Genomic DNA, 24,579 nt, shown 5'->3' with positions numbered 1-24,579 from the left:
GCTTGGCAGAACGGTTACGAGCAATGGCATCAACCCTCGATGAATTAGTGTGAGATCGGAAACCGGGTTTCTGGCTTGGGGATTACATCAAATTCAGCGGGTCAACGTCTATTGTCAAGCTGACCGAGGACGGGCAGAGGAGGCGCAACTCGTTGAAATCTGGTAATTCTGGCAGCGAATTAGGCGCAAACTTGAGCATAATCTGCCATCGATATCGGTTCGCCACTCGTAAGATGCTCGCCGGTGCTGGCCCTAACACCTCATACATTGGGGTGGTGAGATGAGCATCTGAACTGCTATCCCCCTGGGGTGTATTGGAAGCTAGCCCCGCAGCTAGCATCTCGGCAGTTTCCTGAACTTCTGCGGCATCGGTGCTGCTTAGCCGCAACAAAATAAGACGCCCGTAGGGGGGATAATTCAGCGCCTCTCGTTGTTCTAACTCTGTCTCGATGAAAGATTGATACTGGTGACGCCGTACTGCTTGAATGACGGCGTGTTCCGGGGAGTAAGTTTGAATAATGACTTGACCGGGATCGTCGCCGCGACCGGCACGACCTGCAACCTGCGTTAGGGTTTGAAAGGCTCGTTCGGATGCCCGATAGTCGGGTAGATGCAGCAACCCATCCGCAGCAACCACTCCTACTAGTGTCACTTGGGATATATCCAGCCCTTTGGTGAGCATTTGAGTCCCAATTAACAAGTCGGCTTCTCCGTTGGTAAAGCGTGTCAGCAGGGTGCGATGAGCGCCTTTGGTGCGGGTGGTGTCGCTATCAAACCGGATATAGCGTAACTGAGGGAACTGCTGCGCTAATTCTTGGGCGACTCGCTGGGTGCCACTACCAAAAAATTTCAGGTAGGGGGAACCGCATTCGGGACAAGATTGAGGATGCGATCGCACAAAATTACAGTAATGACACCTCAATAATTCAGCGGCTTCTTCATGGGTGTGGTGATACGACAGCGAAACATCGCAGTGAGGACACTCAATTACATACCCACAGCTGCGACAAGAAACAAAGGTACTATGTCCCCGCCGATGAATAAATAAAATTCCCTGTTTCCCCTCATCTTGCAGCTGCTGCAAGCCTTCCTGAAGCGACCGACTAAAAATTGAGCGATTCCCTTGCTGCAACTCTTGGCGCATATCCACCACTTCTACCGGCGGTAGAGGGCGAGATTGGATGCGTTCTGGCAATGAGAGGTAATGGGTAAGCGCGTTTTGAGTTGGAGAGACGCGATGAATCGCGTCTGAGTTTTGAGTTGAAGCGGTTAACTCCGGACTCGTAATGTTTAGCCAGGTTTCTAGGGAAGGGGTGGCGGAACCTAAGACGAGGGGGCAGTTTTCCAACTCGGCACGCCAAGTAGCGACCGTACGGGCGTGATAAGTGGGTGCGGGTTGGTCTTGCTTGAAGCTGGAGTCGTGTTCCTCATCCAACACGATTAGCCCTAGGCGTGGCAGTGGGGCAAAGATAGCGGAACGGGTGCCAATGACGACTTGGGCTGCACCCGCCAGCATTTGCCGCCAAGTGTCGTAGCGTTCGCCATCGGAAAGGGCGCTGTGATAGACGCAGACTTTGTTGCCAAAACGGGCGCGAAATCGGTCGGTGAGTTGGGGTGTCAAACCAATTTCCGGGACGAGGACGAGGGCAGATTGTCCCCGTTCTAAGATGGGGGCGATCGCTTGTAAATACACCTCTGTCTTCCCGGAACCCGTGACTCCGTGCAACAGCACCTTCGCAAAACCGGATAAAGACGCGATCGCTTCTAGCGCCTCAGATTGAGCCGGTGTTAATGCTTTCGGTTGATCCCCAGCCAAGAGCGGTTCTGCGGAAGTCCGCAACATCTCCCGTTCTTGAATAACCACGCAGCCTTTTTGCTCCAGCGTCTTGATGGTGGATGAACTGGCGTTGCAGATTTGCAGCAACTCCGTCAACAACAAATCGCCGCCGCGCCGCCGCAGCACTTCCAAAATTTCCCGTTGGCGCTGCGTCAAGTCGAGGGGAAAAACATCAGCAACCAGCGTCACAGCCTTCTGCAACTTCGGTCGCTGGGTTCTGGGCGGTTCCAGGTAACTTTCGACTAACTTCGCCCGCAGTAACTCCCGGATGGCTCGATACGCTCCTCTAACTTGACGCTGGAGGTAAACGAAGCTGTAGTCTCCAGAGGGTTGAGCTTGCAGAAGTTCCAGAATCTTACAGGCAGTTGGACTCAGGTAATTAGCATTTCCCGCTTGTCCGACTTGTCTCCCCTCTCCTTCTCCTTGGGCAAGGCGGAGGCGACGCTGCGATCGCCCCAGTAATCCCGGCGGTAGCGCGACTCGAATTACCTGAATCAGCTGGGTGTAGTAGTATTGGGCGACTTGGTTCAGCAGTTGCCAGTAGGTCGGCGGGAAAAACCCAGCACTGACCACATCCTCCACATCCCGAATTTTGGCTGGGTTCAAATCTGGCGGCGGTGCATCGCAAATCCGAATCGCGATCGCTCCCAAAACTTGCGCCCCAAACGGTACGCTCAGAATATCCCCCGGCTGCACTTGCAACTGGGCAGGCAACCGATAGGTATACAACCGCTTCTGCGCTTCTGCTTCTGGACAATCCACCAGCACTTCTATCCATCGATTCTGTCCAGAATCAGACTGGTCGTAGGATGCTCTACTCTCCAGCACAATGCCCGAACGCCCGACATTGGGATTTGACGACATATTCCCCCTCTCCCTTGGCAGCCGGATACTACAGCCAGCTTTCCAGACCGCCATGCTTGTCGCTTACTGTAGACCTGTTAATTTTAGCTGGCTGTAGACGCTTGAGAGACTTGAAATTCAACAACATCCCAGGTCGCAACCAAGAGGATAGAAGTTAGGATACAAATATCTCGCTTGGATGCTTGTATGTGAGTATACTTGCTATCCTCTATCTATTGTGCAGAGCGCGGATGCCTACTTTCTCCCTATCGATAGAGAGGAAAGCTCACAAGTATATGAGATCCTGTGTGAATAGCATGGGAAATTTAAAAAACTTTAAACTTTCCTTAATTAGGAGCCAGAAAAAATGGAAAGAAACCCCAGACTTGGCATTGATTTAAGTTTAATTTAATTGAAATTTATCTACGGCATCACAGCTGACGGCAAGCTTCTAATAGACTAGGGCATCACCTTCATGTTTCCTGATTTTTTCTTAAGACGCATACCCAATCTAAAGCGCTTCTAGATTCTGTAATCGAGAAATGTAATCAGGAAAACAATCAAAAAACTATTTTCTGGTAGCCTTAAAAAGCTATTTGTAAATTGAAAGGTTGAATAAATTTTGAGTGTTCCAAAGCGGGTACCCGATCTGGTGTTGCCACGAGCGGATAAATGAAGCTCAAAATTAGCAAAGAATGCAGACAGTAAAAATAAAGTTGACCCTTGAGTCTATGCTCGTAGAGCCTGTCTTCAGTCCGTCATGGATATGTACAAAGAGAGCATCCGTTCCCATCAACTCGCTTTATCCAATACCGACTCAGACCTTGCTATGAATATTGCTGACTTGAACCGAAGCGACGTGGAATCTACATCCGATCGGGATTTTGTAGATATTACCGACCAGCAAATGGAAGAAACCACTGAAATAGAAATCGTCAGTGTTGAAGATGAAATTTCAGACGAAATTGATAAATTAGCCGGTGGTCGCCCCTCTGAATACCGCAAAACTGTCTCCGATGATACTGTAGGAGCGTTTTTTAAGGAGATGGCACGCTATCCCCTTCTGAAACCAGATGAAGAAGTCGAGTTAGCCCATCGCGTCCAATATTTAGTCAAGATAGAAGCGCTCCAAGAAAAATTACAAAAAGAGTTGGATCGCGCTCCCACGAAAGCAGAACTGGCAGCAGCAGATGGGCTTTCGGAACGGCAGATGGAACATCAACTGTATCGCGGACGGGTGGCGAAACGGAAGATGATTCGCTCGAACCTGAGATTAGTTGTTTCTATTGCTAAACGATATTTGAACCGAGGTGTTCAATTCCTCGATTTAATTCAGGAAGGGGCGCTGGGATTAAATCGCGCTACAGAAAAGTTTGATCCCGACAAAGGTTATAAGTTTTCTACCTATGCCTATTGGTGGATTCGGCAAGCAATTACGCGAACCATCGCGAACGATGCCCGAACAATTCGATTGCCGATTCACATTGTCGAGAAGTTAAATAAGCTCAAAAAAGCGCAGCGAGAACTCAAGCAAGAACTGCATCGCAATCCGACAGAAGAGGAACTGGCGCAATCTTTAGATATTGAGGCTTCGCAGTTGCGTCAGTTGCTGCAACTTAGAAGGCGATCGCTTTCTCTCAACCATCGCATCGGGAAGGGAGAAGAGACGGAACTGATGGATCTGCTCGAAGATGGTGATAATCAATCTCCTGAAGAGCAGATGAGCGAAGCCATGATGCGCCAGGAAATTTGGGAAGTGTTAGGCGACGTTCTCACCGATCGGGAAAAAGATGTTATCTCTCTGCGGTATGGTTTAACCAGCAGCGAACCCTACACGTTAGAAGAAGTGGGCTGTCTATTTAATTTGTCCCGCGAACGAGTGCGTCAAATTCAAAGTAAAGCGATGCGGAAACTGCGGCGTCCCCAGGTTGCCAAACGCTTGAAAGGATGGCTCACCTAAAAGTTGTTGGCGATCGGTAATTAGTCATTCGTTTTATGATTGACCAAACGATCGCTGACTGATGACGAATGACTACTGAATTGATTTTACGTCCAGCAGAGCCTGGAGATGCGTCGGTGCTATTTGGGCTAATTAAAGCACTCGCGGAATATGAGAAACTCTCTGACGCTGTCACAGGCAATACGGACGCCCTGAAAGAGCATCTGTTCGGTTCTAAGCCTTATGTAGAGGCAATTCTAGCAGAATATGCGGGGCAAGCCGTGGGGTTTGCCCTGTTTTTTCATAACTATTCCACCTTTCTCACTAAGCCGGGAATTTATCTAGAAGACTTGTTTGTACTCCCAGAATATCGGCGTCAGGGGATCGGGAAAACGCTTCTCACCCACCTCGCTCAGTTGGCTGTATCTCGCGGCTGTGGGAGATTGGAGTGGAGCGTTTTAGATTGGAATGAACCGGCGATCGCATTTTACGAACGCATGGGTGCTGACGTTTTGCCCGACTGGCGGATTTGCCGCGTTACGGGCGATTCTCTCATGAGTATGGCTGCACTAACCCCTTCTGCCAGTGACGTAGGCAGCCGTTAACGGGTGCTGGGGAGATTCAAACATCTGGGTAACTGAACCGGATTCGATCAATTGTCCAGCGCCATCCTGAACCCAAAACAGTGCCACATCATCCGCAATCCGCTTTGCCTGTGCCAAATTGTGAGTGACAACCAGGACTGTATATTTGCCGCGCAGATTAACGATTAAATCCTCTACGACTTCACTAGAAAGCGGATCGAGGGCGCTGCAAGGCTCATCCATCAGGAGAACATCGGGTTTGAGGGCGATCGCTCTGGCGAGACATAGCCGTTGTTGTTGTCCGCCAGAAAGGGAAAGGGCAGGAGATTTCAGCCTGTCCTTCACCTCATCCCACAAGCCGACATCGCGCAAAGCATCCTCGACAATTTCATCGATTTTTTCTCGATTTCTAACTCCGTGTTCTCTAAGCGGAAATTCAAGATTTCTGATAATGGAAAGTGGGAAGGGATTGGGTTTTTGAAATAGCATTCCTACCCGGCGACGCAATGAAATCACATCGATTTCTTGCACATCTCGCTCCCCCAGCAGAATCCGCCCTGTTAACCGACAGTTGTTGGTTAAATCGGTAAGGCGGTTTAGACAAGTGAGAAAGCTTGTTTTGCCACAACCGGAAGGGCCAATTAGGGCTATAATTTCACCCGATTTAATAGAGAGAGTGACATCTTTAAATCCGGGTTTATTCGCGTAATAAAGGCTTAAATTCTCGGTTTTGATTTCTGGGGCATTACTGGGAAGTGAGGCTGAAGTTTTCTCTTGAATTCTAATTTCGCTTGTCGTGTGTTTCATGAAGAATTTAAACTGTAAAGACGCGAAGTACGCAAAAAAAGAACGCGAGGTAAGCTTGGTTTACGCTACCCAAATTCGGGATTGCCGAAACCGTTCTGCTAGCCAAGAGATTGCAGCATTAATGAGTAATAGAAAGCTGACTAATACGAGAGCAGAGGCGTAGGCATTTGGTTCGCCGCCAGAGACGTTCATAGCGAGATCGTAGATGTGAACCGAGAGCGATCGCCCGGAATCCCACAACGACTCTGGCATCCGATCGACATAACCGCTGGTAAAGATTAAAGCAGCCGTTTCAGCGATCGCTCTTCCCAAACCTAACAGCAACCCCACAACTAATCCAGGCATTGCGGCTGGTAGCAGTAACTCCCATAATGTGGCTGTACGCGAGAGTCCCAGCGCCGCCGCCGAACGTCGATAGTCATCTGGTACGCCTCGGAAACCTTCCTGGGTTGAGCGAATCAAAATCGGCAGCACCATACACGCCAGCGTCAACCCACCGGAAAGAATCGAAAAGCCCATTCCCAAAGTTTTGCAGAAGAAAGCGTTCCCAAAAAGACCAAAAACAATTGAAGGGATGCCTGCTAAAACATCCAAACTCAGTCGCACTAACCGCCCCAAAATACTCTCATTTGAGGTAAATTCAGCCAGTAATATCGCAGTCCCCACTCCCAACGGAATTGAAACTGCCATGCATACTCCTACGATTAGCGCGGTCGAGATTAAAATGGGTGCGATTCCTCCATCTCGTCCAGCATTATTCGGTGCAGTTGTCAAAAATTCCCAGCTAATTTGACCGATACCAGAAACAAAAATATTGCTCAATAGCCACAACAGCGAAGCTGTTATTAAAGCGACAGATGCCCAGACGATTGCAGTCGGAAGCAATTCAGAAGAAGGCAAACAATTAAAAGGCGAAAAATTGTTTTTTTCTTGCACCTTTTGTTTTTGTAAGTTTGTCTTCTCAAAGGATTCACTCATAAAGATGCCTTTGATTAATCATTTCGGCAGCAACGACTAAAACCACAATCATCGCCATCAATATCAACCCGCTGACAAACAAGGCGGCGCGGTGATTTCCCACGGCATAAGCCATTTCTAAAGCAATATTTGCTGTTAACGTCCGCACTGGCTCAAATACACCTTTTGGGACCTGCACGACATTACCGCAAACCATTAACACCGCCATTGTTTCGCCAATCGCCCGTCCCGTTTCCAAGATAATCCCCGTTAATAGCCCTGATTTTGCTGCTGGAAAAACCACACCACGCACCATTGCCCAGCGTCCCAATCCCAGCGCCGCCGATCCCCGCAGATAATCTGCGGGCACGTTGGCAAAGGTGGCATCGGCTACTAAGGCAATGGTGGGCAAAATCATCAGGGTTAGGATTAAAATCCCGGCTAATAAACTTGGTCCCGGTGGGTGAATCCGCCCAATAATTGGCACCAGCACGACTAAACCCCAAAAGCCATAAACGACTGAGGGAATCCCTGCTAAAAGCTCAATTAAGCCTCGGTAAATTTTGGCTAATGCGGGAGGTGCATAATAGTGGCAAAAAACTGCTGAGAGAATCCCTAAAGGGGTTGCGATTAGCACAGATCCCGCCGTCACAAATAGCGACCCCCACAACATCGGCATTAGGTTAAATTCTTCGCTAACTGGATGCCAGGAGGGGTCTTTGAAGAAGCGTGTCAGTCCGATATTTTGCAGGATGGGTAAGGTTTCCCAAATCAGGAATAGCAGGATTAAAAGCGCGATCGCGCCCGAAATAATCGCCATTCCCCGCAACATCCAGACGAGGATGGCTTCATTTCGCGACTGGGACAAAATACTGCTCCTTCACAATGTCTTGCACATCTTGAGAACGGGCAAAATCAATAAATTCTTTTTGCAATCCGGCGGGTGTGGTTTTTGTTACCAAATTAAGAGGGCGAGAAATCGGAAATTTACCGTTGCTGACGTTAGCAATAGAGGCGTCTACTCCTTCTATTGGCAACAGTTTGATTGGAGTATTGTGAGTAGCACCATATTCGCCTGAACCAATAGAGACATAAGCGATCGCGTTGGGATTCCCTGCTACGGTTTTGATTCCTTGTTCGTTATCGCCAATCACCACATCGGCACGAATATCGGTTGTCTTTAATTTGAAGTGGTCGGCAAACAGTTCCAGCGTAGATCGACCCTCAGCTTTATTGACCACCGTAATTGGGGCATCTTTCCCGCCGACTTGTTTCCAATTATTGATTTTGTCGGTGTAGATATCGACAATTTGCTTGTCCGTCAGATTTTTAACTGGATTGTCTTGATTGAGAATGACCGAGACGCCATCGTTAGCAATCATAAAAGCTTGCAAATCCTTCTCGCTGTCTTTGAGGCTTCGGGAAACCATCCCAATATCCGCCACCCCCTGGCGGGCATCTGCGACTCCCCGCGAAGATCCGCCCGTTTGCACGTCAATCCGGACTCCCGGATGTTGAGTTTCATAGCGCTTGGCCATCTCAGCCGCCAGAGGTGCTACCGTACTCGATCCCGTCAAAACCAGCTTGCCTTGTAACTTATCGGATGATTGGGTTGCCCCTTCTGGAGGCTTCCCGCAAGATTGCAGCCAAAAGCAGGCAGCTAACCCTAGAGAAAGCGGCGCAAGCATTCTTAGATTCTTCATCAGTTATGTAATTGAAGTTTTTTAGGTGTTGGAATCAAACGAAACCAGGCAACATCCCAAGTCAATCGCCCGACCAGCATTTGTCCTCTGGATTGCAGGATCTAGCTGATAAAGCACCGCCTTGCCATCTCGCGTCGCTGTCACAAAACCCTCTTCTCGCAAAACTTTTAGATGATGCGATAGCAAACTCTGTTGCAAGCCCAGCACCGCATTCATCTCGCCAACGTGCTTAGGGCCACTCATGAGCAGTTCTAAAACCTCAAGCCGCGTTGAATCTGCCAAAGTTTTCAGTTTTTGGGCACAAAAGGACTGCGATGAGACTTTTTGGGTACTCATGGATTCACCTGTGTGAAGTTGGGAACCAACCCAGGCTTGCCCTGGATCGAGATTGATATTAACTTATATTTATATCAATAATTGTTTATTAATTCTAGCTTAATTTTTTCTTAACCGATGCTGAGGATGTCGGGAAAATTCAGATTTTTCACTTGAAAAACCAAACCTCCTTCCCTGCAAGGAAAGGAGGTTTCCGAGTACAAGGCGTTCTATAGCGCTCCTAAATGATTCCTAAAGGCGAGATCCCCGACTTCTTGGAAAAGTCGGAGGTCTGAACCGCTGGCATCTTAAAACTCAAATAGGATTGCTATAGCAGCTTTGTGCTAACTGGCGATTCAGAGGAATTTCTATCCAGAACTCAGTACCCTGACCGGGTTGAGACATACATTTAAAGGAACCGCCGTGTTTTTCTACCACAATCTGGTAGCTAATGGAAAGTCCCAGACCCGTGCCTTTCCCAACCGGCTTGGTGGTGAAAAAGGGATCGAAAACTTGGCACTGCACGCCTGGACTCATGCCAGGGCCATTGTCACTAATCTGAATGACAACGCGGGGGACACCCGCTGGGTTGTCCTGCATCAGAAAAGTACGAATGGTAATCTGACTGGGTAAGTTTTTAATTTCTTCTAGCGATCGCGTTTCATCGCGTTGCTCTAGAGCGTCAATGGCGTTACCGATCACGTTCATAAAAACTTGATTCATCTGACCGGCGTAGCACTCGATAGGCGGTAAGTCTCCATACTCTTTCACCACGTCGATCTCGGCATGGTCTGGCTTGGCTTTGAGTCGATGTTGCAAGATTAACAGAGTGCTGTCGATGCCCGTGTGGATATCGACAGGTTTCCGCTCAGCCTCATCCAGCCGGGAGAAATTGCGTAAAGACAGAACGATCTGGCGGATGCGATCAGCTCCAACCTTCATTGATGAGAGCATCTGCGGAAGATCCGAAGTCAGGAACTCGATGTCAATCGCCTCTGCTCGATCCACAATTTCAGGATGAGGATTCGGGTAATGGCGTTGGTAGAGTTCCATAAGGTTGAGCATATCTTGGGTATACTCATCAACGTGGCTGATATTGCCGTAGATAAAATTAACCGGATTATTAATTTCGTGAGCGACACCGGCAACCAGTTGACCCAAACTCGACATTTTTTCGGTTTGAATTAGCTGGCTTTGGGTTTTCTGCAACTCTTGGAGGGCACTAGAGAGTTGTTCTGCTTGCTGCTGGGTTTGCGCGAGTAATTCCGCTTGTTGTTGGTAGAGTTCGGCTTGCTGAATCGCGATCGCAGCTTGATCGGCAAGTTGTTGTAGCAGATCGACTTCCTCCGCCTTCCAAACTCTTGGCGCATGACACTCATGGGCAACCAGTAGCCCCCACAATTGCTCCCCTCTGCGAATCGGGACGACTAAATTGGCTTTCACCTGAATCTGTTCCAAGAATTCGACATGACAAGCTTGCAAAGAAGCTTGATGCACGTCGTTCATTGCCCGAACCCGTCCCCCCTGGTATAAGATTGCGTACTCTAAGGGAAAGCAGTTCTCGTCATATACCTGCCCCAGAATCGATTTGGTATTGCCCGTGACCTCTTCGACAACCACCTGGCCTTGCCAACGCCGGGTGAACTGGTAAACGATCACTCGATCTGTATCTAACAGGTTTCGGACTTCGCGCACGATGGTTTGCAGGATTGTTTTTAGCTCCAAAGTGCTGCGGATTTGGTCGATGACTTGCTTAAGAACGCTTGCCCACTCCAAAGATTGTTGTAACTTGACTGTACGCTCTTGGACTTGACAATCGAGGTTGGCATTCAGACGCTGCACCTTTTGGTACAGTCCATACTGCTCAATCGCCATTGAGAAGCAATCGCCTAAAGTATCAGCGAGTTCAATCTCTTCCGGAGTCCATTGGCGCGATTGGCCTCTTTTTAGCTGTCGCCAAAGTTCAAAAGATTTCCGGGGATGAATTTGTCGCGCATCCGGGTCAAAATGCCCAGCCCATAAGGTTTCTGTGTCAATTTCATCTCGAAAAATTGTCAAGTATCCGACCAACTGTTGACGGTGTTGGAGGGGTACAATCAACACGCCTCGAATCAAAGTAGATTGAAATACAGTTTCAATCGATTGTAAATACGTTTGTTTATACAAGTCAGCGATCGCAATGATGCCACTACTACCCCTAGTATTTGCAGTAGCGACAGGGTTTAAATTTGCTCCGCCTTTTAACCATTCTTGCCACAGAGGATGCTGCTCAATTAAAACGGATGAGGCAGGTACTGCTACCACTCCCGGTTCTACGAGCTTCAATTGATCGCCACAGGTGTACACTATCGCTGACAAGCCAGTAGTTTCTGGGGCGATGTACAGTCTGCCACCCGAACCTTGCAGCGCGCTAACGGTTTCCTCCAGGGCGGATTGCAGCTCAATGGTAGGGAGTGTATGCAGCAGGGTAGCGACACGGTTAAGCGTGACTTCCCGCTGAGCTTTTTCGCGGGTTTGGGTGAGTAAAGTAGATTGAGCGATCGCAATCGATACTTGATCCGCTACCATCTGGACAATTTCCAGTTCCCGTTCTGAGATTACTTGCGGTTGCGAGTAGTGACCGACTAAAAGCCCCCACAAGCGATCGCCATGCAGAATCGGCACCACCAGAGAAGACTGCACGCCCATTGCTTTGAGATATGCCACATGGCAAGGGTCTATAGGGCGATAGTGGATCTTTCTGGTTTCTAGGGATTCTCCGGTTTCTGGAGAATCCATTAGCGATAAACCAATGAGTCCTGACGCAACATTCACAATCGAACGCAGACGCACTTTCTGATAGAGTTCGCGTGCTTGGGGAGGAATGTCATCCGCTGGAAAGTTCAAACCTTTTAAAGACGGAAGGCGATTTTTATAAATAAATTCGGCAATCACTTCTCCACTTTCATCAGCATGAAACCGATAGACCATGACTCGGTCTGCTTCTAGTAACGAACTGACTTCTGCCACCGTTGCGATTAAAATTTCTTGTAATTCCAAGGATTGACGAATCCGGTTAGTGATTCGGTGCAGCAATCCTTCCCGCTCTAATTCTGACTGTAATTCTGGCTTTAAAACTTGCGTATTTTTACTGATGGTCATTTTTTCATCCACTACGCTTATAATATTTGTGCCTTTTTCCGCACTGTATCTATTTTCGGTGTACTGACTAAGTTCAGCCATACGTGAAAATATGGAACTTTTTTTAAAATTAGTTTCTATACCAATCTGAAATAATTCGTGAAGGTGCGATTCCCGACTTCGAGAAAGAAGTTAGGATCTGAAGGTTTGTCTCACAACTAAAATAGGATTGCTATATATATGTTTTCGAGCGAGTTTGAAATCGGGTTTTAAAATAATGCTGTAGATTTAGGGATTTTTTAGAAAATGAGTTGCTAAAATTCTATCCAGCTAAGGTTTCTAACTTTCTCGTCAGTGCGATCGCGCTTGATGAAGATTTGTTAGCTTAAACTCTAATTGGAATCTTGATAGCAAACTCAGCCCCTTGACCGGGTGCTGAAGTACACTCCAACTGTCCCCCATGTTTTTCGGTTACAATTTGGTAGCTAATCGCTAGACCCAGTCCAGTCCCTTTGCCAACGTTTTTCGTTGTGAAGAAAGGATCGAAAAGTCTTGACTGAACCTCAGTTGAAATCCCTGAACCATTGTCAATTATTCGGATTTCTACTTGATTGTTCCCTGCGACTTTGGTGCGAATTAAGATGGTAGCGGGATTGCCTTTAATTTCTTCGATCGAGCGTTTATGATTAAACTCATCGAGAGAATCAATTGCATTTGTAAGTAAATTCATAAACACTTGATTCAGTTGTCCGGCATAGCATTCTACTAAAGGTAAGTTGCCATACTCTTTAATCACCTGAATCTCCGGATGTCCCGGCTTATCTTTTAATTGATTCTGTAAAATTACTAGCGTATTCTCAAGACCCTCATGAATGTCAACGGCTTTCATCTCCGCTTCATCTAAACGGGAGAAGTTTCTTAGAGATAGAACAATTTGACGAATCCGTTCGGCTCCAAACTTCATGGAAGATAGAATTTTCTGAAAATCAAGGAGCAGGAAGTCGAGTTCGACTTCTTCGATATAGTCTTGAATTTCCGGGGTAGGATTGGGGTAGCATTGTTGGTACAACTTTAAGAGTTTGAGCAAATCTTCCAGATATTCATTGGCAGGAGTGATGTTGCCATAAATGAAGTTGACTGGATTGTTAATTTCATGTGCAACTCCAGCCACCAGTTGACCCAAACTAGACATTTTTTCAGTTTGAATTAATTGAGTTTGAGTTTGTCTCAACTCAGATAGAGTTTGTTGTAACTCTTGAGCTTTGTCTCGGTATTGGGTTTCAGCCTTTTGAATTTCTTCAAACAAGCGGGCATTTTCTAAAGCCGTGGCGATTTGTCCGGCGAGGGTGTTGAACGTCTCTAGATCCGTTTGACTGAAGCGATCGCTTTCCTTGTCTTGAATGTCCAGCACTCCTAGTAGCGCCCCACGAGCGACTAAGGGCACCACTGCGGAAGAACCCATTTGGATGGGTTTCAAGTCTCCTGCTAACCCTGCACTGTCCTGTTTATCCACCCAGATCGTTTGCTGCTTTCGGGCAGCAAGGGCGACTAAGCTGCGATCGTCAAGAGACAGACAGGCGCTTTCATCATGCCCAAGCATACCCTGATTGCCAGAGTCAGCCCGCCGGATGAGTTGATTCGTTGTTTGATCTAACAGATAAATTTGCACGTAGTGCAAGCCGAAGCGATTCTGCATTAGGGCGATCGCTTCGCGCAACAGCTTTTCCGGGTCTATAATCGCTTTTGACAACTCGCTGACGGCAACCGTAACGTGTTGACTAACTTCCAGTTCGCGGGTACGCTCTTCTAGGCCTTGAAGCAATTTACCGACTTGTTCTGCCATCCCATTGAAACTCAACGCTAGCACCCCAATTTCATCCTTTGATTGGATAGAAGTACGAGCATTGAGGTTGCCAGCAGTGAATTGAGTCACTGTTCCAGTGAGATTAATCAGTGGCTTAGCCAGTAGTTCTCCGATCGTAATCGCCGCGATAATGACTACACCTGCAATAATCGCAGCCAGCAACAGCGTGTCGCGGGCTTGGGCTTCGATAGGCGCTAGAAATACCGCTTTCGGTTGGACAAAAACCACAAACCACGGTCGCGTCTTTAGCTTGGTAACTGCTGCTGCGTTCGGCTCGTTGTTTGTAGAGGATAAGGCGGTTGTAAAGTAAGGGGATGTTGCAGCGTTATCTAGACCTTGCTCAAAATCAGGCAAATTTGTCGAAAAGTCTGCCGTTTTCCCCTTGGGCAACCGTCCTTCTGCTTGCAGAGCCTTCACTTTAGCCGGTGGGAGTGGTGCTACCGATTTAAAATTTAACTCAGGTGCGTTTCCGTGAGCTAAACGAATATGGTTTTCGTCTAGCAAAATCGCAAAGGAAGCGCTTCCTCTCACTAGGTCGGTATTTTGGCTAACCAATCGCTGGACAGCAGCAGCGTTATAACGGATACGTAAGACACCGATAGTATTTCCCGACGCATTTCGTACCGGACTACTGAAGTACAAACCGATCTCATTAGTACTTGGAGAAAACACGATGGGCGAGACATAGGGTAAGCCAGTTTTAAACGGTCGCTGAAAGTAATTCTGGTCAGATTTATCTGTACCGATATCTGGTGTATAAGTATCAATTACATCTCGCCCCTGACTATCGAGCAGCGCGTAGGACGAGATATTCAAAGTATCTTTACGGCTGAGCGAACGTAAAGCGCCCTCGACTTCTGAAGCGATACTTTGTCTCTGGTTAGCAGGTAAACTTAAGTACTTGGCGAAGACTGGCAACTGAGCTTCAACCCGGACAGCATCCAGATTCGAGTTTATAAAAGCATCTATACTCAGGGCAGTTTGAGAAGCAGATGTTAAGAGGGTTTGGTTAGCATTGTTCGTCAGCGTCTTTTGTGTGGCTCGCTGATTCAAGAAGGCTAGTAATGCTAAGGGGAGCAGTGCCACACCCAGGAAAGAAAAAATCAGCTTAGTGCGTAGGGTATAAAGTTGGAGCTGTTTCACAGTCAATTTACCTTTTGTAACTGCTGCACAAAGGACGGATCGATTAGTTTTTGAATATCCGGCGCAGCGCTTAGCCCTCCGGTACGAGTATAAAAGTCGGCGTACAATTTGGCTGTATGATACAGCGACTCTGTTGTTGAACCTGGAGTAAATGCCTTTAAGTTGTCTTGCAAATTAGACAACTGGATGCCATCTGTTGAAATAATTTCAGGTTTGATATTGAGGGTTTTGGCAATTATTGCTTTGCTTTCTTCTGGATTCGCTTTCCAGTAGTCTTGGGCTTGGAACCAAGCGCGAATAAATGCCTTTATATCTTGAGGGCGATCGCGTAGCACATTGCTGTGAAACACGATGACATCTGGAATTAACCCAGGAGTCTGCTTACTGGTGAATAGCACTTTAGCCCCAGATTTGACTGCTTGAGACAAATGGGGTCCCCAGGTTTGTCCTGCTTGAATTTCACCACTTTTTAAGAAAGCTGGAATTGCTTCCGCTTCTATATTGACTAAGCTGACATCTTGAGTAGAAAGACCTTTCGTTTCTAGTATCTTAGTGACAAACAGTTCTCCAAAATCATTTAACTTAGTGCCGATCCGCTTACCCTTCAAATCAGCCACGCTTTTTATATGGCGCTGAGCTACCATTGCGTCAGCACCCGCTGATTGATCGGTGACTAAAACAATTTTTGCATCTGGGTTTTGCCCAAGCCTACTCATAACGCTACCTAATGGCAGCGCAACCCCATCATTTTTATTAGCACTGAAGTTAGACAGGGGTAGGAGATAGTTTTCTGAAAAAATGGGTTCGACTTTAACACCCTGCGCTTGGAAGAATCCTTTTTCTTGGGCGATCGCCATCGGAAACTGTCCAGCCCAAAGATTATAGCTGACCCTAAGAGGCAAAGACTGTGGGCTGGAAGTTACGGTTGTCGTGCCATTGCAGGCGGTGATTAGCACAATGCTGAGTAATACAAGAGATACAAAGCGTAGCAATCGAGATTTCATGCTAAAACCTGTTGATGTGTGTGACTGAATACGGTCAACTTCCTGGCTGCAACTGCTGCACAAAAGACGGATCGATCAGTTTTTGAATATCTGGCGCAGCGGTTAACCCTCCAGTGCGAATCGAGAAATCGGCGTACAATTTGGCGGTATGGTACAACGACTCTTCTGTGGAACCTGGAGTAAACGCTTTTAAGTTTTCTTTTAAGGTGGACAGCTGAATGTTATCGGTTGAAACGCTCTCCGGTTTAATCTTCAGCCGCTTAGCAATCAGTGATTTGCTTGCTTCTGGGTTGGCTTTCCAGTAATCTTGGGCTTGGAACCAAGCTCGGACAAATGCTTTTATCTGTCCAGGGCGATCGCGTATTACATTGCTGCGAAATAAGATGACATTCGGAATCAACCTAGGTGTTTGCTTACTGGTAAATAGTACCTGCGCTCCGGCTTTCACTGCCTCTAATGTGTAGGGATACCAAGTTTGTCCGGCTTGAATATCACCGCTTTTTATGTGTGCTGGAATGGCTTCCCCTTCTATATCGACTAGCGTCACGTCATCGGTAGTAAGACCATTGCTCTCCAGCATCTTGACAACAAACAATTCTCCGTAGTCGCCTAACTTCACGCCGAGTCGCTTGCCCTTCAAGTCAACCACACTTTTAATATCACGTTGCACCACTACGGTATCAGCACCAGCCGATTGATCGGTTTCCAGGACAATGTGGATATCTGGGTTTTTCCCAATGATGCTCATCACACCACCCAATGTTACGATGATGCCATCATATTTACCTGCACTAAAATCAGAAACAACTCCTAAATAGTTTTCTGAATACACAGGTTCAACTTCCACCCCCTGTTCTGCGAAAAATCCTTGTTCTGAAGCAATCTCCATTGGGAAATATCCAGGCCACAGATTGTAGGCAATTCGCAGTGGTGGAAGCTCAGGTTTAGAGGTTATAAAGGTTCTGCCATTGCAGGCTGTAACCAGGAAAAGGCTGAGCAAAAAAAGAGATGCGAAGCGGAGAAATCGAGATTTCATCTTGAAAAACTGTTGATGTTTAACTGCATGGAATAACGCTTTTTTTCTCGTTAATTTCCTGCCTGCGACATCTGCACAAAAGAAGGATTAATCATTTTTTGAATATCTGGCGCGGTGCTTAATCCTCCGGTGCGAATATAGAAGTCGGCGTACAATTTGGCGGTATGGTACAACGACTCGGTTGTAGAACCAGGAGTAAATGCTTTTAAGTTGTCTTTTAAGGTGTACAACTTGACACCCTCAGTGGAAATTTCTTCAGGTTTGATGGAGAGCGTTTTCGCAATGAGTGCTTTACTTTCTTCGGGATTTGCCTGCCAGTAATCTTGTGCTTGAAACCAGGCGCGAATAAATGCTTGAATGTCTTTTGGGCGATCGCGTACTACTGAGGAGCGAAACACGATTACACTCGAAATTAAGCCGGGTGTGTCCTTACTGGTGAATAATACTCGCCCTCCAGATTTGGTTACTTCAGATAAGTACGGTTCCCAAGTATGTCCCGCTTGAATATCCCCGCTCTTAAAACGTGCTGGAACCGCTTCTCCTTCTACGTTGACTAGGGTCAAATTATCGCTAGTCAAACCATGTTTCTGGAGCATTTCGCTGACAAATAATTCTCCATCACCTAACCTGACTCCGAGGCGCTTGCCTTTCAAGTCAGCGACACTTTTAACCTCTGGGCGAACTACTATTGAGTCAGAACCAGCCGATTCATCAGTTGCCATCGCAATCTGTAAATCCGGGTTTTTCTCAATGATGCTCATCAAGCTACTTACTGTGATGGCAACTCCATCATATTGTCCAGCACTGAATTCAGACACCGATTCTAGAAAGTTTTGGACATAGACGGGTTTGACTTTGACCCCTTGAGCTGTGAAGAATTCTTTTTCTTGAGCGAGCGCGATCGGAAACAGTCCAGGCCATAGATTGTAGCCGACGGTAAGGGGCTGAGTCTCTTTCTGGGAAGTCACCGTTGTCGTGCTATTACAAGCTGCGATCAGCACAATGCTGAGCAAAAAAAGAGACACGAAGCGGAAAAGTCGAGATTTCATAGAAACTATTTTTGTGACTTAACTGGGGTTATGCTGCCTTTTATCGCTGAACCGATTGACAGCTTTACGAATGTTCGATCCCAACTCTTGGGCTTCTATTGGCTCAAAGCCTTGTCATCGTTGGTTTTTCTCTCGCTAACTCAGGAGTTGAGCGATCGCCGACAAGGATGACCTGCAATGATTAGAGTTTGCATCAGTACCCTTCTTAGAATTCCCGATTTTCTTCAAGTTTTCACTATTTGTTCTATAGCTTTAGTGGAGGGTGTAGGGAGAAAAGCAAATCGATTCCTTAGCGCCAGAAAGCGAACAAATGTAAAACACCTTGGCGTTGCCATTGAATTTGCAGGATGTGACAACGCAACTTGGTATAAGTATTAAATCAGCACCAATCAACAGATTGCTCTTTCCCAGCGCGAACTGACAAGTCAGCGCTAGGCTAACGCCTCGCTTCGCTGTTTTCATGCCCAAAGGGCTGTATGCGATCGCAGCCCAGAGGTAAGCGTTTTTTGTCGAGATGCAAGCAGTCTATGCATTTAAAATTCAGGGAGAATGCCCTATGACCATTTGGGTGAACGAACAGATCGACCCGTCTGGGATGATTCATGCCTGTATTGCCTGTTGTGATGAAGCGCAGGCACAAGATTGTCATGAATCCTACCAGCAAAATTTAACCGATTTCCAAAAGGAGTCGGGTTGGATTGCCAGATTGCGGACGGTTGATTCTTGGGATGAGGTGCCAGTGAATTCCCTGAAACTGGATTAATTAAAGCGATCGCTAGGTAGAAAAACTGATTGGGTTAGGTATGCTTGGGCGGACGCAGCTTCCCAGAACTAATGGGAATGAGGATTTGGCTGAGGATTCGCAGTTGTTCTGCTGTACCCATGCAAATGAGCAAATCTCCCGCCAGTAATTGAGTTTCTCCCGTGGGACCCCCGATGAGGGTGCCATCGGCGCGACGAATGGCGAGAACTAAAGCGCCCGATTGCGATCGCAACCGGGCTTCTCTTAGGCTTTGTCTCACAACGGGACAACTTTGAGGATCGATCAGGAACTCTTCCATATAAAAAGCTCGATCGGTTCCCGTCAGGATACCATCCACAAAGTCCATCACCTGGGGTCGAAGTGCTGCTGCTGCCATGCGCCTGCCGCCAGTAATATAGGGGGAAACCACGGCATCAGCACCGGCGCGTTGCATTTTTTGCACCGCTTCTTCTGTACTTGCCCGCGCGATCGCTCGAATGTTTGGATTGAGCGTTTTCGCCGAAATCACCGTATAGAGATTTTCTGCATCCGAAGGCAGCGCCGCCACCAGACAAATCGCCCGTTCAATCGCTACCCTGTGAAGCGTGTCATCCAGTGTCGCATCGCCTTGCACCGCGATATAACCCAACTGTAGCGCCTCCTCTACCGGCTCCATCTGAGAGTCTATGGTCACAAACGCAATGCCTTCCGCCTTAAACTCTTTAGCAATCTGACGCCCGGTGCGTCCAAAGCCACAAAGGATATAGTGTTCGTTTAAAGAATCTACCAAACGCCGCCGCTGCCTCAGTCGTCCTCCCTCTTGAAAGTAGCCTTGAATCAGGGCTTCTGTAAACCGATTGACGATGTAACCGATGCTGACCACGCCTGTTAAAATCAGGGCGATCGTAAACAAGCGACCGCGATTACCCAGCGGATTAGTTTCTCCATACCCCACAGTTGCTAGCGTGATCACAGTCATATAGGCTGCATCTGACCACGACCAACCCTCCACCAGCTTGTACCATAAAGTGCCGAGCAGGGCGACACCAAAGAGTGCGATCGCACCGCCAATCAACTCTTGACGAAGGCGTTCATATTTTTGCTCAAGTGCTGTCCGATCGTTGCTTACACTGCCTGTAGTCACCTAAGTCAATTTTAGAAAAAAATGTGGAGGATACCCTCGCAGGATAACCGCTCTCGACTTGTAAAGTGAAGCACAGAGTCAATATTCTTAGAGAGACAGCTATGTTTGTACTCATTGGTGGAGCCGGACTTGTTGGGTTGGATTTAGCGCAACGGCTGGTAGACCTGGGGCATACCGTCGCCGTAATTGATATCGATCCAAGTGCTTGCCGGTATGTCCGCGAACAAGTCGGCGCAATGGCATTTGAAGGCAGTGCGGTCAGTACCGAGGTGCTGCTAGAAGCCGGTATTCACAAAGCTGATGCCGTCGCAGCCGTTCTCCGTCATGATGCCTTAAATCTAGCAATGGTCACGCTTGCTAAACACTACGGCGTTTCCCATATTGTGAGTCGAGTGCGCCACCGTGATTTTGCCGAACCCCTACGCATTGTCGGGGCTTCTCATATCATCAGTACCGTTGATTTAGGAGTTTCTACAATGGTGAATGCGATTGAGTATCCGCAAGTAGAATCAATGATGCATTTTGAGCAGGGTCAAATTGAAGTTTTAAAACTCTCGATTCCCCAAAAGTGCTATGTTGTCGGTCTTACCGTTGCTGAAATCGCTCAAGAACCCCAATTTCCTACAGGCTCTTTAATTATTGGTTATCAATCCCATCCCCACATGGATTTAGAAATTCCCAACGGAAGTACAGTATTAGAGCCAGGAGCGACGATATTAATGGTGACGAAGCCAGGGTCATTACATCAAGCCATTGATTTTATTAATGGTTGTGCCTAATCATCTTCTAGTTTCATCAGTTGTTCATCAATTGTTTTTATTCGCCCTTGCACAATTTCCTCAGAGAGAATTCGCTGCCGGATCGCCTCATTTAGCGCCCCTTTTTCTGCCAAGAGTAATCGTCGTCGAATGGCGTCAAGTTTTGAGCGATCGCCTTCAACTAATTGTCCCGGACGACGATTATAAAGATTCCGCAGCGCTTTTTCTGCCCCGGCAACTTGCACCTGATAAACGGCTCGCATTTCTTCATAAACACTTTTTGGCAAAACCCCTTTTTTCAATAGACTATCCAATTCATCTTGAGCTGCCTTAGAAGCAATTAACTGAGCCTGCAATTCCTCAATTTGTTGGCGAGAATCTGAGAAGCGAGAGAGTTGCAACCGGCGTACAAACCAAGGTAAACTTACGCCCTGCCCTACGAGAGATAACAACACCGCACCAAACACTAAAGCGATCAACTGCTCTCGCCCCGGTAGTGTTGTAGGTAAGCTAAGGGCAAGAGCCATTGAAAGAGAGCCTTTGATATTACCTAAAAACAGGACGTGCTGCCAGCGCAATGGAATCGGACGGTCAAACCAACGCACTCCAGCCAACAGCGGATAGACAGTGAGGACTCGCGCAATTTGGTAAGCCAAAACGGCAAGCAGAACCGCTGGCAAAGTCCTCCAGAATGTCACCGGGTTTATTTCTACACCAATCAGCAGAAAAATAAAGGTATTGACTGCAAAACTGGCATAGTCCCAAAAACTTAACAACGCGATCCGATCGGAAGCAGACGTGCTGCGAGAAAGCCCAACGTTCCCGAAAATTAATCCAGCTACAACCACAGCCACAGCACCGGATACCCCTAAAGATTGCCCGATTTGAAAGGTTCCTAATGCAACTGCAACGGTTAGCAAGAGACTGCTAAGGGGATCGTGTAAACGAAGAAATACAGGGATGCTTAAATAGCCCAAGACTAAGCCAACGAGACTGCCTCCCACGGCAACAAATAATAGTTGTTGGATTCCTTCTAATACTGTGAGCGAACCTGTCGAATACACTGTCAGAATCAGGTTAAATGAAACTAGGGCGGCAGCATCGTTGAAGAGGGTTTCTCCTTCAACGATCGTGGAAAGCCGGGAGGGTACAGGTATCTCCTTAAAAACGGCAATCATGGAAACCGTATCAGTGTTTGCGAGAATAACTCCAATTAGTAGTGCCGGTATCCAATCTAGCCCTAGCCCAAATTTCAACAGAACGGCAATAATCGCCGAGGAAAGTACCGCCCCTGGACCCGCTAAAAGGGCAATTGGTTTAAACGTGCTTCGGAGACGGCTAACATCTGTATTGATGCCAGCTTCAAAGATGAGAATTGGCAGGAAAAGATTCAATACTAAGGAAGGATCGAGTCCAATCCGGCGAGAAAATAGTTCCGTGATTGGTAAACCTGCCAACACTAAACCCGTGACATAGGGAACGCGAAGCCGCTGTGTCACCAGGGCAACAACTGTGGCAATTAGCAGGAGAATAATCAGAATTGGGACTAACTCTGCAATGTTTGCTTGAGGCTGCTGGTTTGTTTGGTTAAGATTACCGAGAACAAACGGCTGCGGAAAGCACCAGACGGGGAGTTTTGCTAAGGATAAAAGATGCATCATCTGATTTAGCTGATTGGGACAAACAAAAATGAGGAGCGATCGCAACTTAAACTTTCCCAAAATCATCCTGTCAGACGAGCCGATTGGATCAAGTGCAATGCTCGCGGTCAATCTTAGACTCAACCTGGAGTCGCGTGGACGATGTTAACCGCCTCAGCTAACCTTTCGCAAGTAAGCCTGTTTCTGTTTTCTCAGGGTTTATAGTTCCCTTTAAACAGAACTTTTTGAAAATTCCCTTTAAGATTGCCAAATAAGGATAAAAAATTTCAGGAGTAAGCAGTGAGTCTAGAAACTCTGGTTGAAAATTCCTCAATTCCGGCAGAGTCAGGCGTGTCCGTCCCGTATGACCCAGAAGGCTTTGACGCCTCGGTGATGAGTACCTACGGGCGCTATCCCCTAGCTTTAGAACGGGGTGCGGGTTGCCGCCTGTGGGATAGCGAGGGGCGCGAATATCTGGACTTTGTTGCCGGGATTGCCACTTGTACCCTCGGACACGCTCACCCAGCTTTGGTGGAAACCGTAACTCGCCAAATCCAGACGCTGCACCATGTCTCTAACTTGTATTACATCCCGGTACAAGGGGAATTGGCAAAATGGTTGATCGACCATTCCTGCGCGGATCGGGCGTTTTTCTGCAATTCCGGTGCTGAGGCGAATGAAGGGGCAATCAAACTGGCTCGGAAATATGCCCACACGGTCAAAGGGATCGAAAAGCCGATTATTTTGACGGCCCACGCCAGCTTCCACGGGCGCACGTTGGCGACGATTACCGCTACAGGTCAACCGAAGTACCAGAAAAATTTTGCCCCGTTGATGCCTGGTTTTTACTATGTGCCTTACAACGATATTGGGGCGATCAAGAATGCGATCGCTACCCTTGATGAAGGCGATCAAGGTGTCACCGCAATTATGCTGGAAGCCTTGCAGGGAGAAGGTGGCGTGCGTCCCGGCGATGTCAAATACTTCCAAGAATTGCGGAAAATCTGCGATGAGAACGACATCTTGCTAATTTTAGATGAAGTGCAAGTTGGCATGGGTCGCAGCGGCAAGTTCTGGGGATACGAGAATTTGGGAATTGAGCCGGATATCTTCACGTCTGCCAAGGGATTAGGCGGTGGCATTCCCATCGGTGCAACCTTGTGCAAGAAACATTGTGATGTTTTTCAGCCGGGAGATCATGCTAGCACTTATGGCGGCAATCCTTTTGCCTGTTCGGCTGCGTTAACCGTCTGTCAGACGATAGAACGGGATAATATTCTGCAAAATGTACAAGATCGCGGCGAACAATTACGAGCTGGATTGAGCGCGATCGCATCTAAATATCCCGACCAAATTAGTGAAGTGCGTGGCTGGGGTTTAATCAGCGGCATGGAGTTGAAGGCAGAGATTGATTTAACTTCAGCAGATGTTGTGAAAGCAGCGATCGCCGACGGCTTATTGTTGGTACCTGCTGGTCCCAAAGTGATTCGATTTGTGCCGCCGCTGATTGTCTCTGCTGAAGAGGTAGACCAAGCGCTGCAAGCCGTTGAACGGGCAATGGCAACCGTAACCGCGTAGGAAATCGGAAAGTTTTGAGTTATGAGTGTTGAGTTTTGAATTAAGATGCTAACTCAAACTCATAACTCTTTTAAGCCGCCTCTAGAGGAGCCATTGTCAACCCAGCGCGACTGAGTTGCTCGTGGTAAAGTTCTGCCTGCTCTTGGGGACCCACCCAAACAATCGCTTGACCTTCAAAGTGGATTTGATAGGTGTGTTCCCAAGCGAGATCGCTTGTCATGTCAGGGATATACTTCACCAAACACTCGTGAACGTGTTCAAACGTATTGAAATCATCGTCTAACACGATCACTTTGTAATTAGGATATAACTTGCGGACAACTTGACTAGATCGTTCAGGAGTCTGAACAGGAGCTTGAATCGGTGCAGCGGCGGTCGGTAAAGTTATACCGGAGGCGATCGCGCCAACAGCGGCTGAAAGTCTCCTAGTCATAAGGCAGATTGCGAAAAGACCTTAACAAAATTAATTTACAAGTATTTTGCTCTATTTTAACAATCCTGAATCCCCGAAAGTAA

General features: G+C 47.5%; 20 protein-coding genes. 6 read left to right on the top strand and 14 right to left on the bottom strand.

The window, feature by feature from the left end; all coding sequences use genetic code 11:
- Positions 1–82 precede the first annotated feature (82 nt).
- Positions 83–2,701 (bottom strand): primosomal protein N', encoded by a 2,619-nt coding sequence (gene priA / locus NDA06_RS03500; RefSeq protein WP_190985359.1) that lies wholly within the window; start codon positions 2,699–2,701, stop codon positions 83–85.
- 808 nt (positions 2,702–3,509) lie between these two features.
- Here priA and NDA06_RS03495 point away from each other — a divergent pair.
- Both NDA06_RS03495 and NDA06_RS03490 read left to right on the top strand, forming a co-directional pair.
- A complete protein-coding gene (locus NDA06_RS03495; protein WP_190414486.1) occupies positions 3,510–4,640 on the top strand; it encodes an RNA polymerase sigma factor, RpoD/SigA family in 1,131 nt (376 codons plus the stop codon).
- A 68-nt stretch (positions 4,641–4,708) separates the two neighbouring features.
- On the top strand, positions 4,709–5,224 hold the full coding sequence (locus NDA06_RS03490) for a GNAT family N-acetyltransferase (protein ID WP_190985336.1): 516 nt from the start codon (positions 4,709–4,711) through the stop codon (positions 5,222–5,224).
- Here NDA06_RS03490 and NDA06_RS03485 read toward each other — a convergent pair.
- From NDA06_RS03485 to NDA06_RS03440, 10 genes are all read right to left on the bottom strand, one after another.
- Positions 5,189–6,010 (bottom strand): phosphate ABC transporter ATP-binding protein, encoded by an 822-nt coding sequence (locus tag NDA06_RS03485; protein ID WP_190985335.1) that lies wholly within the window; start codon positions 6,008–6,010, stop codon positions 5,189–5,191. The genes NDA06_RS03490 and NDA06_RS03485 overlap by 36 nt on opposite strands.
- 60 nt (positions 6,011–6,070) lie before the next feature.
- On the bottom strand, positions 6,071–6,988 hold the full coding sequence (gene pstA / locus NDA06_RS03480) for a phosphate ABC transporter permease PstA (RefSeq protein WP_190985334.1): 918 nt from the start codon (positions 6,986–6,988) through the stop codon (positions 6,071–6,073).
- Positions 6,981–7,835 carry a phosphate ABC transporter permease subunit PstC gene (pstC, locus tag NDA06_RS03475; protein ID WP_242047403.1) on the bottom strand — a complete coding sequence of 285 codons (855 nt, stop codon included), beginning with the start codon at positions 7,833–7,835 and terminating at the stop codon, positions 6,981–6,983. The genes pstA and pstC overlap by 8 nt, the downstream gene beginning before the upstream one ends.
- The gene (locus NDA06_RS03470) at positions 7,816–8,670 is read right to left on the bottom strand and encodes a phosphate ABC transporter substrate-binding protein (protein WP_190433397.1); all 855 of its coding nucleotides are present in this window, start codon (positions 8,668–8,670) and stop codon (positions 7,816–7,818) included. Before NDA06_RS03470 ends, pstC begins: the two co-directional genes overlap by 20 nt.
- Positions 8,671–8,691: 21 nt before the next feature.
- Positions 8,692–9,006, bottom strand: a complete 315-nt coding sequence (locus tag NDA06_RS03465) for a metalloregulator ArsR/SmtB family transcription factor (protein ID WP_190414447.1) — start codon at positions 9,004–9,006, stop codon at positions 8,692–8,694.
- Between the two features lie 294 nt (positions 9,007–9,300).
- Positions 9,301–12,126 (bottom strand): GAF domain-containing protein, encoded by a 2,826-nt coding sequence (locus NDA06_RS03460; RefSeq protein ID WP_190985357.1) that lies wholly within the window; start codon positions 12,124–12,126, stop codon positions 9,301–9,303.
- Positions 12,127–12,490: 364 nt separating this feature from the next.
- Positions 12,491–15,112, bottom strand: coding sequence for an ATP-binding protein (locus NDA06_RS03455; RefSeq protein WP_190985333.1), 2,622 nt, complete (start codon positions 15,110–15,112; stop codon positions 12,491–12,493).
- A gap of 2 nt (positions 15,113–15,114) precedes the next feature.
- Positions 15,115–16,116 carry an ABC transporter substrate-binding protein gene (locus NDA06_RS03450; RefSeq protein ID WP_190414449.1) on the bottom strand — a complete coding sequence of 334 codons (1,002 nt, stop codon included), beginning with the start codon at positions 16,114–16,116 and terminating at the stop codon, positions 15,115–15,117.
- A gap of 34 nt (positions 16,117–16,150) precedes the next feature.
- Positions 16,151–17,152 (bottom strand): ABC transporter substrate-binding protein, encoded by a 1,002-nt coding sequence (locus tag NDA06_RS03445; RefSeq protein WP_190414450.1) that lies wholly within the window; start codon positions 17,150–17,152, stop codon positions 16,151–16,153.
- 50 nt (positions 17,153–17,202) lie between these two features.
- Entirely contained in the window at positions 17,203–18,201 is a 999-nt protein-coding gene (locus NDA06_RS03440) for an ABC transporter substrate-binding protein (RefSeq protein ID WP_190985332.1), read from the bottom strand.
- A gap of 30 nt (positions 18,202–18,231) precedes the next feature.
- Here NDA06_RS03440 and NDA06_RS03435 point away from each other — a divergent pair, with 30 nt between their 5' ends.
- The gene (locus NDA06_RS03435; protein ID WP_190985331.1) at positions 18,232–18,372 is read left to right on the top strand and encodes a hypothetical protein; all 141 of its coding nucleotides are present in this window, start codon (positions 18,232–18,234) and stop codon (positions 18,370–18,372) included.
- 385 nt (positions 18,373–18,757) lie between these two features.
- Complete coding sequence (locus NDA06_RS03430; protein ID WP_190414452.1) at positions 18,758–18,964, top strand: glycogen debranching protein; 207 nt, start codon at positions 18,758–18,760, stop codon at positions 18,962–18,964.
- Positions 18,965–18,998: 34 nt separating this feature from the next.
- On the opposite strand, the gene NDA06_RS03425 is transcribed toward NDA06_RS03430, so the two are convergent.
- Positions 18,999–20,087: an NAD-binding protein gene (locus tag NDA06_RS03425; RefSeq protein WP_190414453.1), complete on the bottom strand. Its 1,089-nt coding sequence runs from the start codon at positions 20,085–20,087 to the stop codon at positions 18,999–19,001.
- Between the two features lie 101 nt (positions 20,088–20,188).
- On the opposite strand from NDA06_RS03425, the gene NDA06_RS03420 reads away from it, so the two are divergent.
- Positions 20,189–20,866, top strand: coding sequence for a TrkA family potassium uptake protein (locus NDA06_RS03420; protein ID WP_190414454.1), 678 nt, complete (start codon positions 20,189–20,191; stop codon positions 20,864–20,866).
- Here NDA06_RS03420 and NDA06_RS03415 read toward each other — a convergent pair.
- Positions 20,863–22,503 (bottom strand): sodium:proton antiporter, encoded by a 1,641-nt coding sequence (locus tag NDA06_RS03415; protein WP_190531769.1) that lies wholly within the window; start codon positions 22,501–22,503, stop codon positions 20,863–20,865. The genes NDA06_RS03420 and NDA06_RS03415 overlap by 4 nt on opposite strands.
- Before the next feature lie 282 nt (positions 22,504–22,785).
- Between NDA06_RS03415 and NDA06_RS03410 the strand changes: the two genes are divergently transcribed.
- On the top strand, positions 22,786–24,063 hold the full coding sequence (locus tag NDA06_RS03410) for an acetylornithine/succinylornithine family transaminase (RefSeq protein WP_190985330.1): 1,278 nt from the start codon (positions 22,786–22,788) through the stop codon (positions 24,061–24,063).
- Positions 24,064–24,133: 70 nt separating this feature from the next.
- On the opposite strand, the gene clpS is transcribed toward NDA06_RS03410, so the two are convergent.
- On the bottom strand, positions 24,134–24,496 hold the full coding sequence (gene clpS / locus NDA06_RS03405; protein ID WP_190414456.1) for an ATP-dependent Clp protease adapter ClpS: 363 nt from the start codon (positions 24,494–24,496) through the stop codon (positions 24,134–24,136).
- Positions 24,497–24,579: the final 83 nt, after the last annotated feature.

It is taken from the genome of Trichocoleus sp. ST-U1 (genome assembly GCF_039961835.1).
Classification (GTDB): Bacteria; Cyanobacteriota; Cyanobacteriia; order Cyanobacteriales; family FACHB-T130; genus FACHB-T130.
The sequence above is the reverse complement of the archived record's forward strand: the minus strand, read 5'-3'. Positions and strand labels throughout refer to the sequence as shown.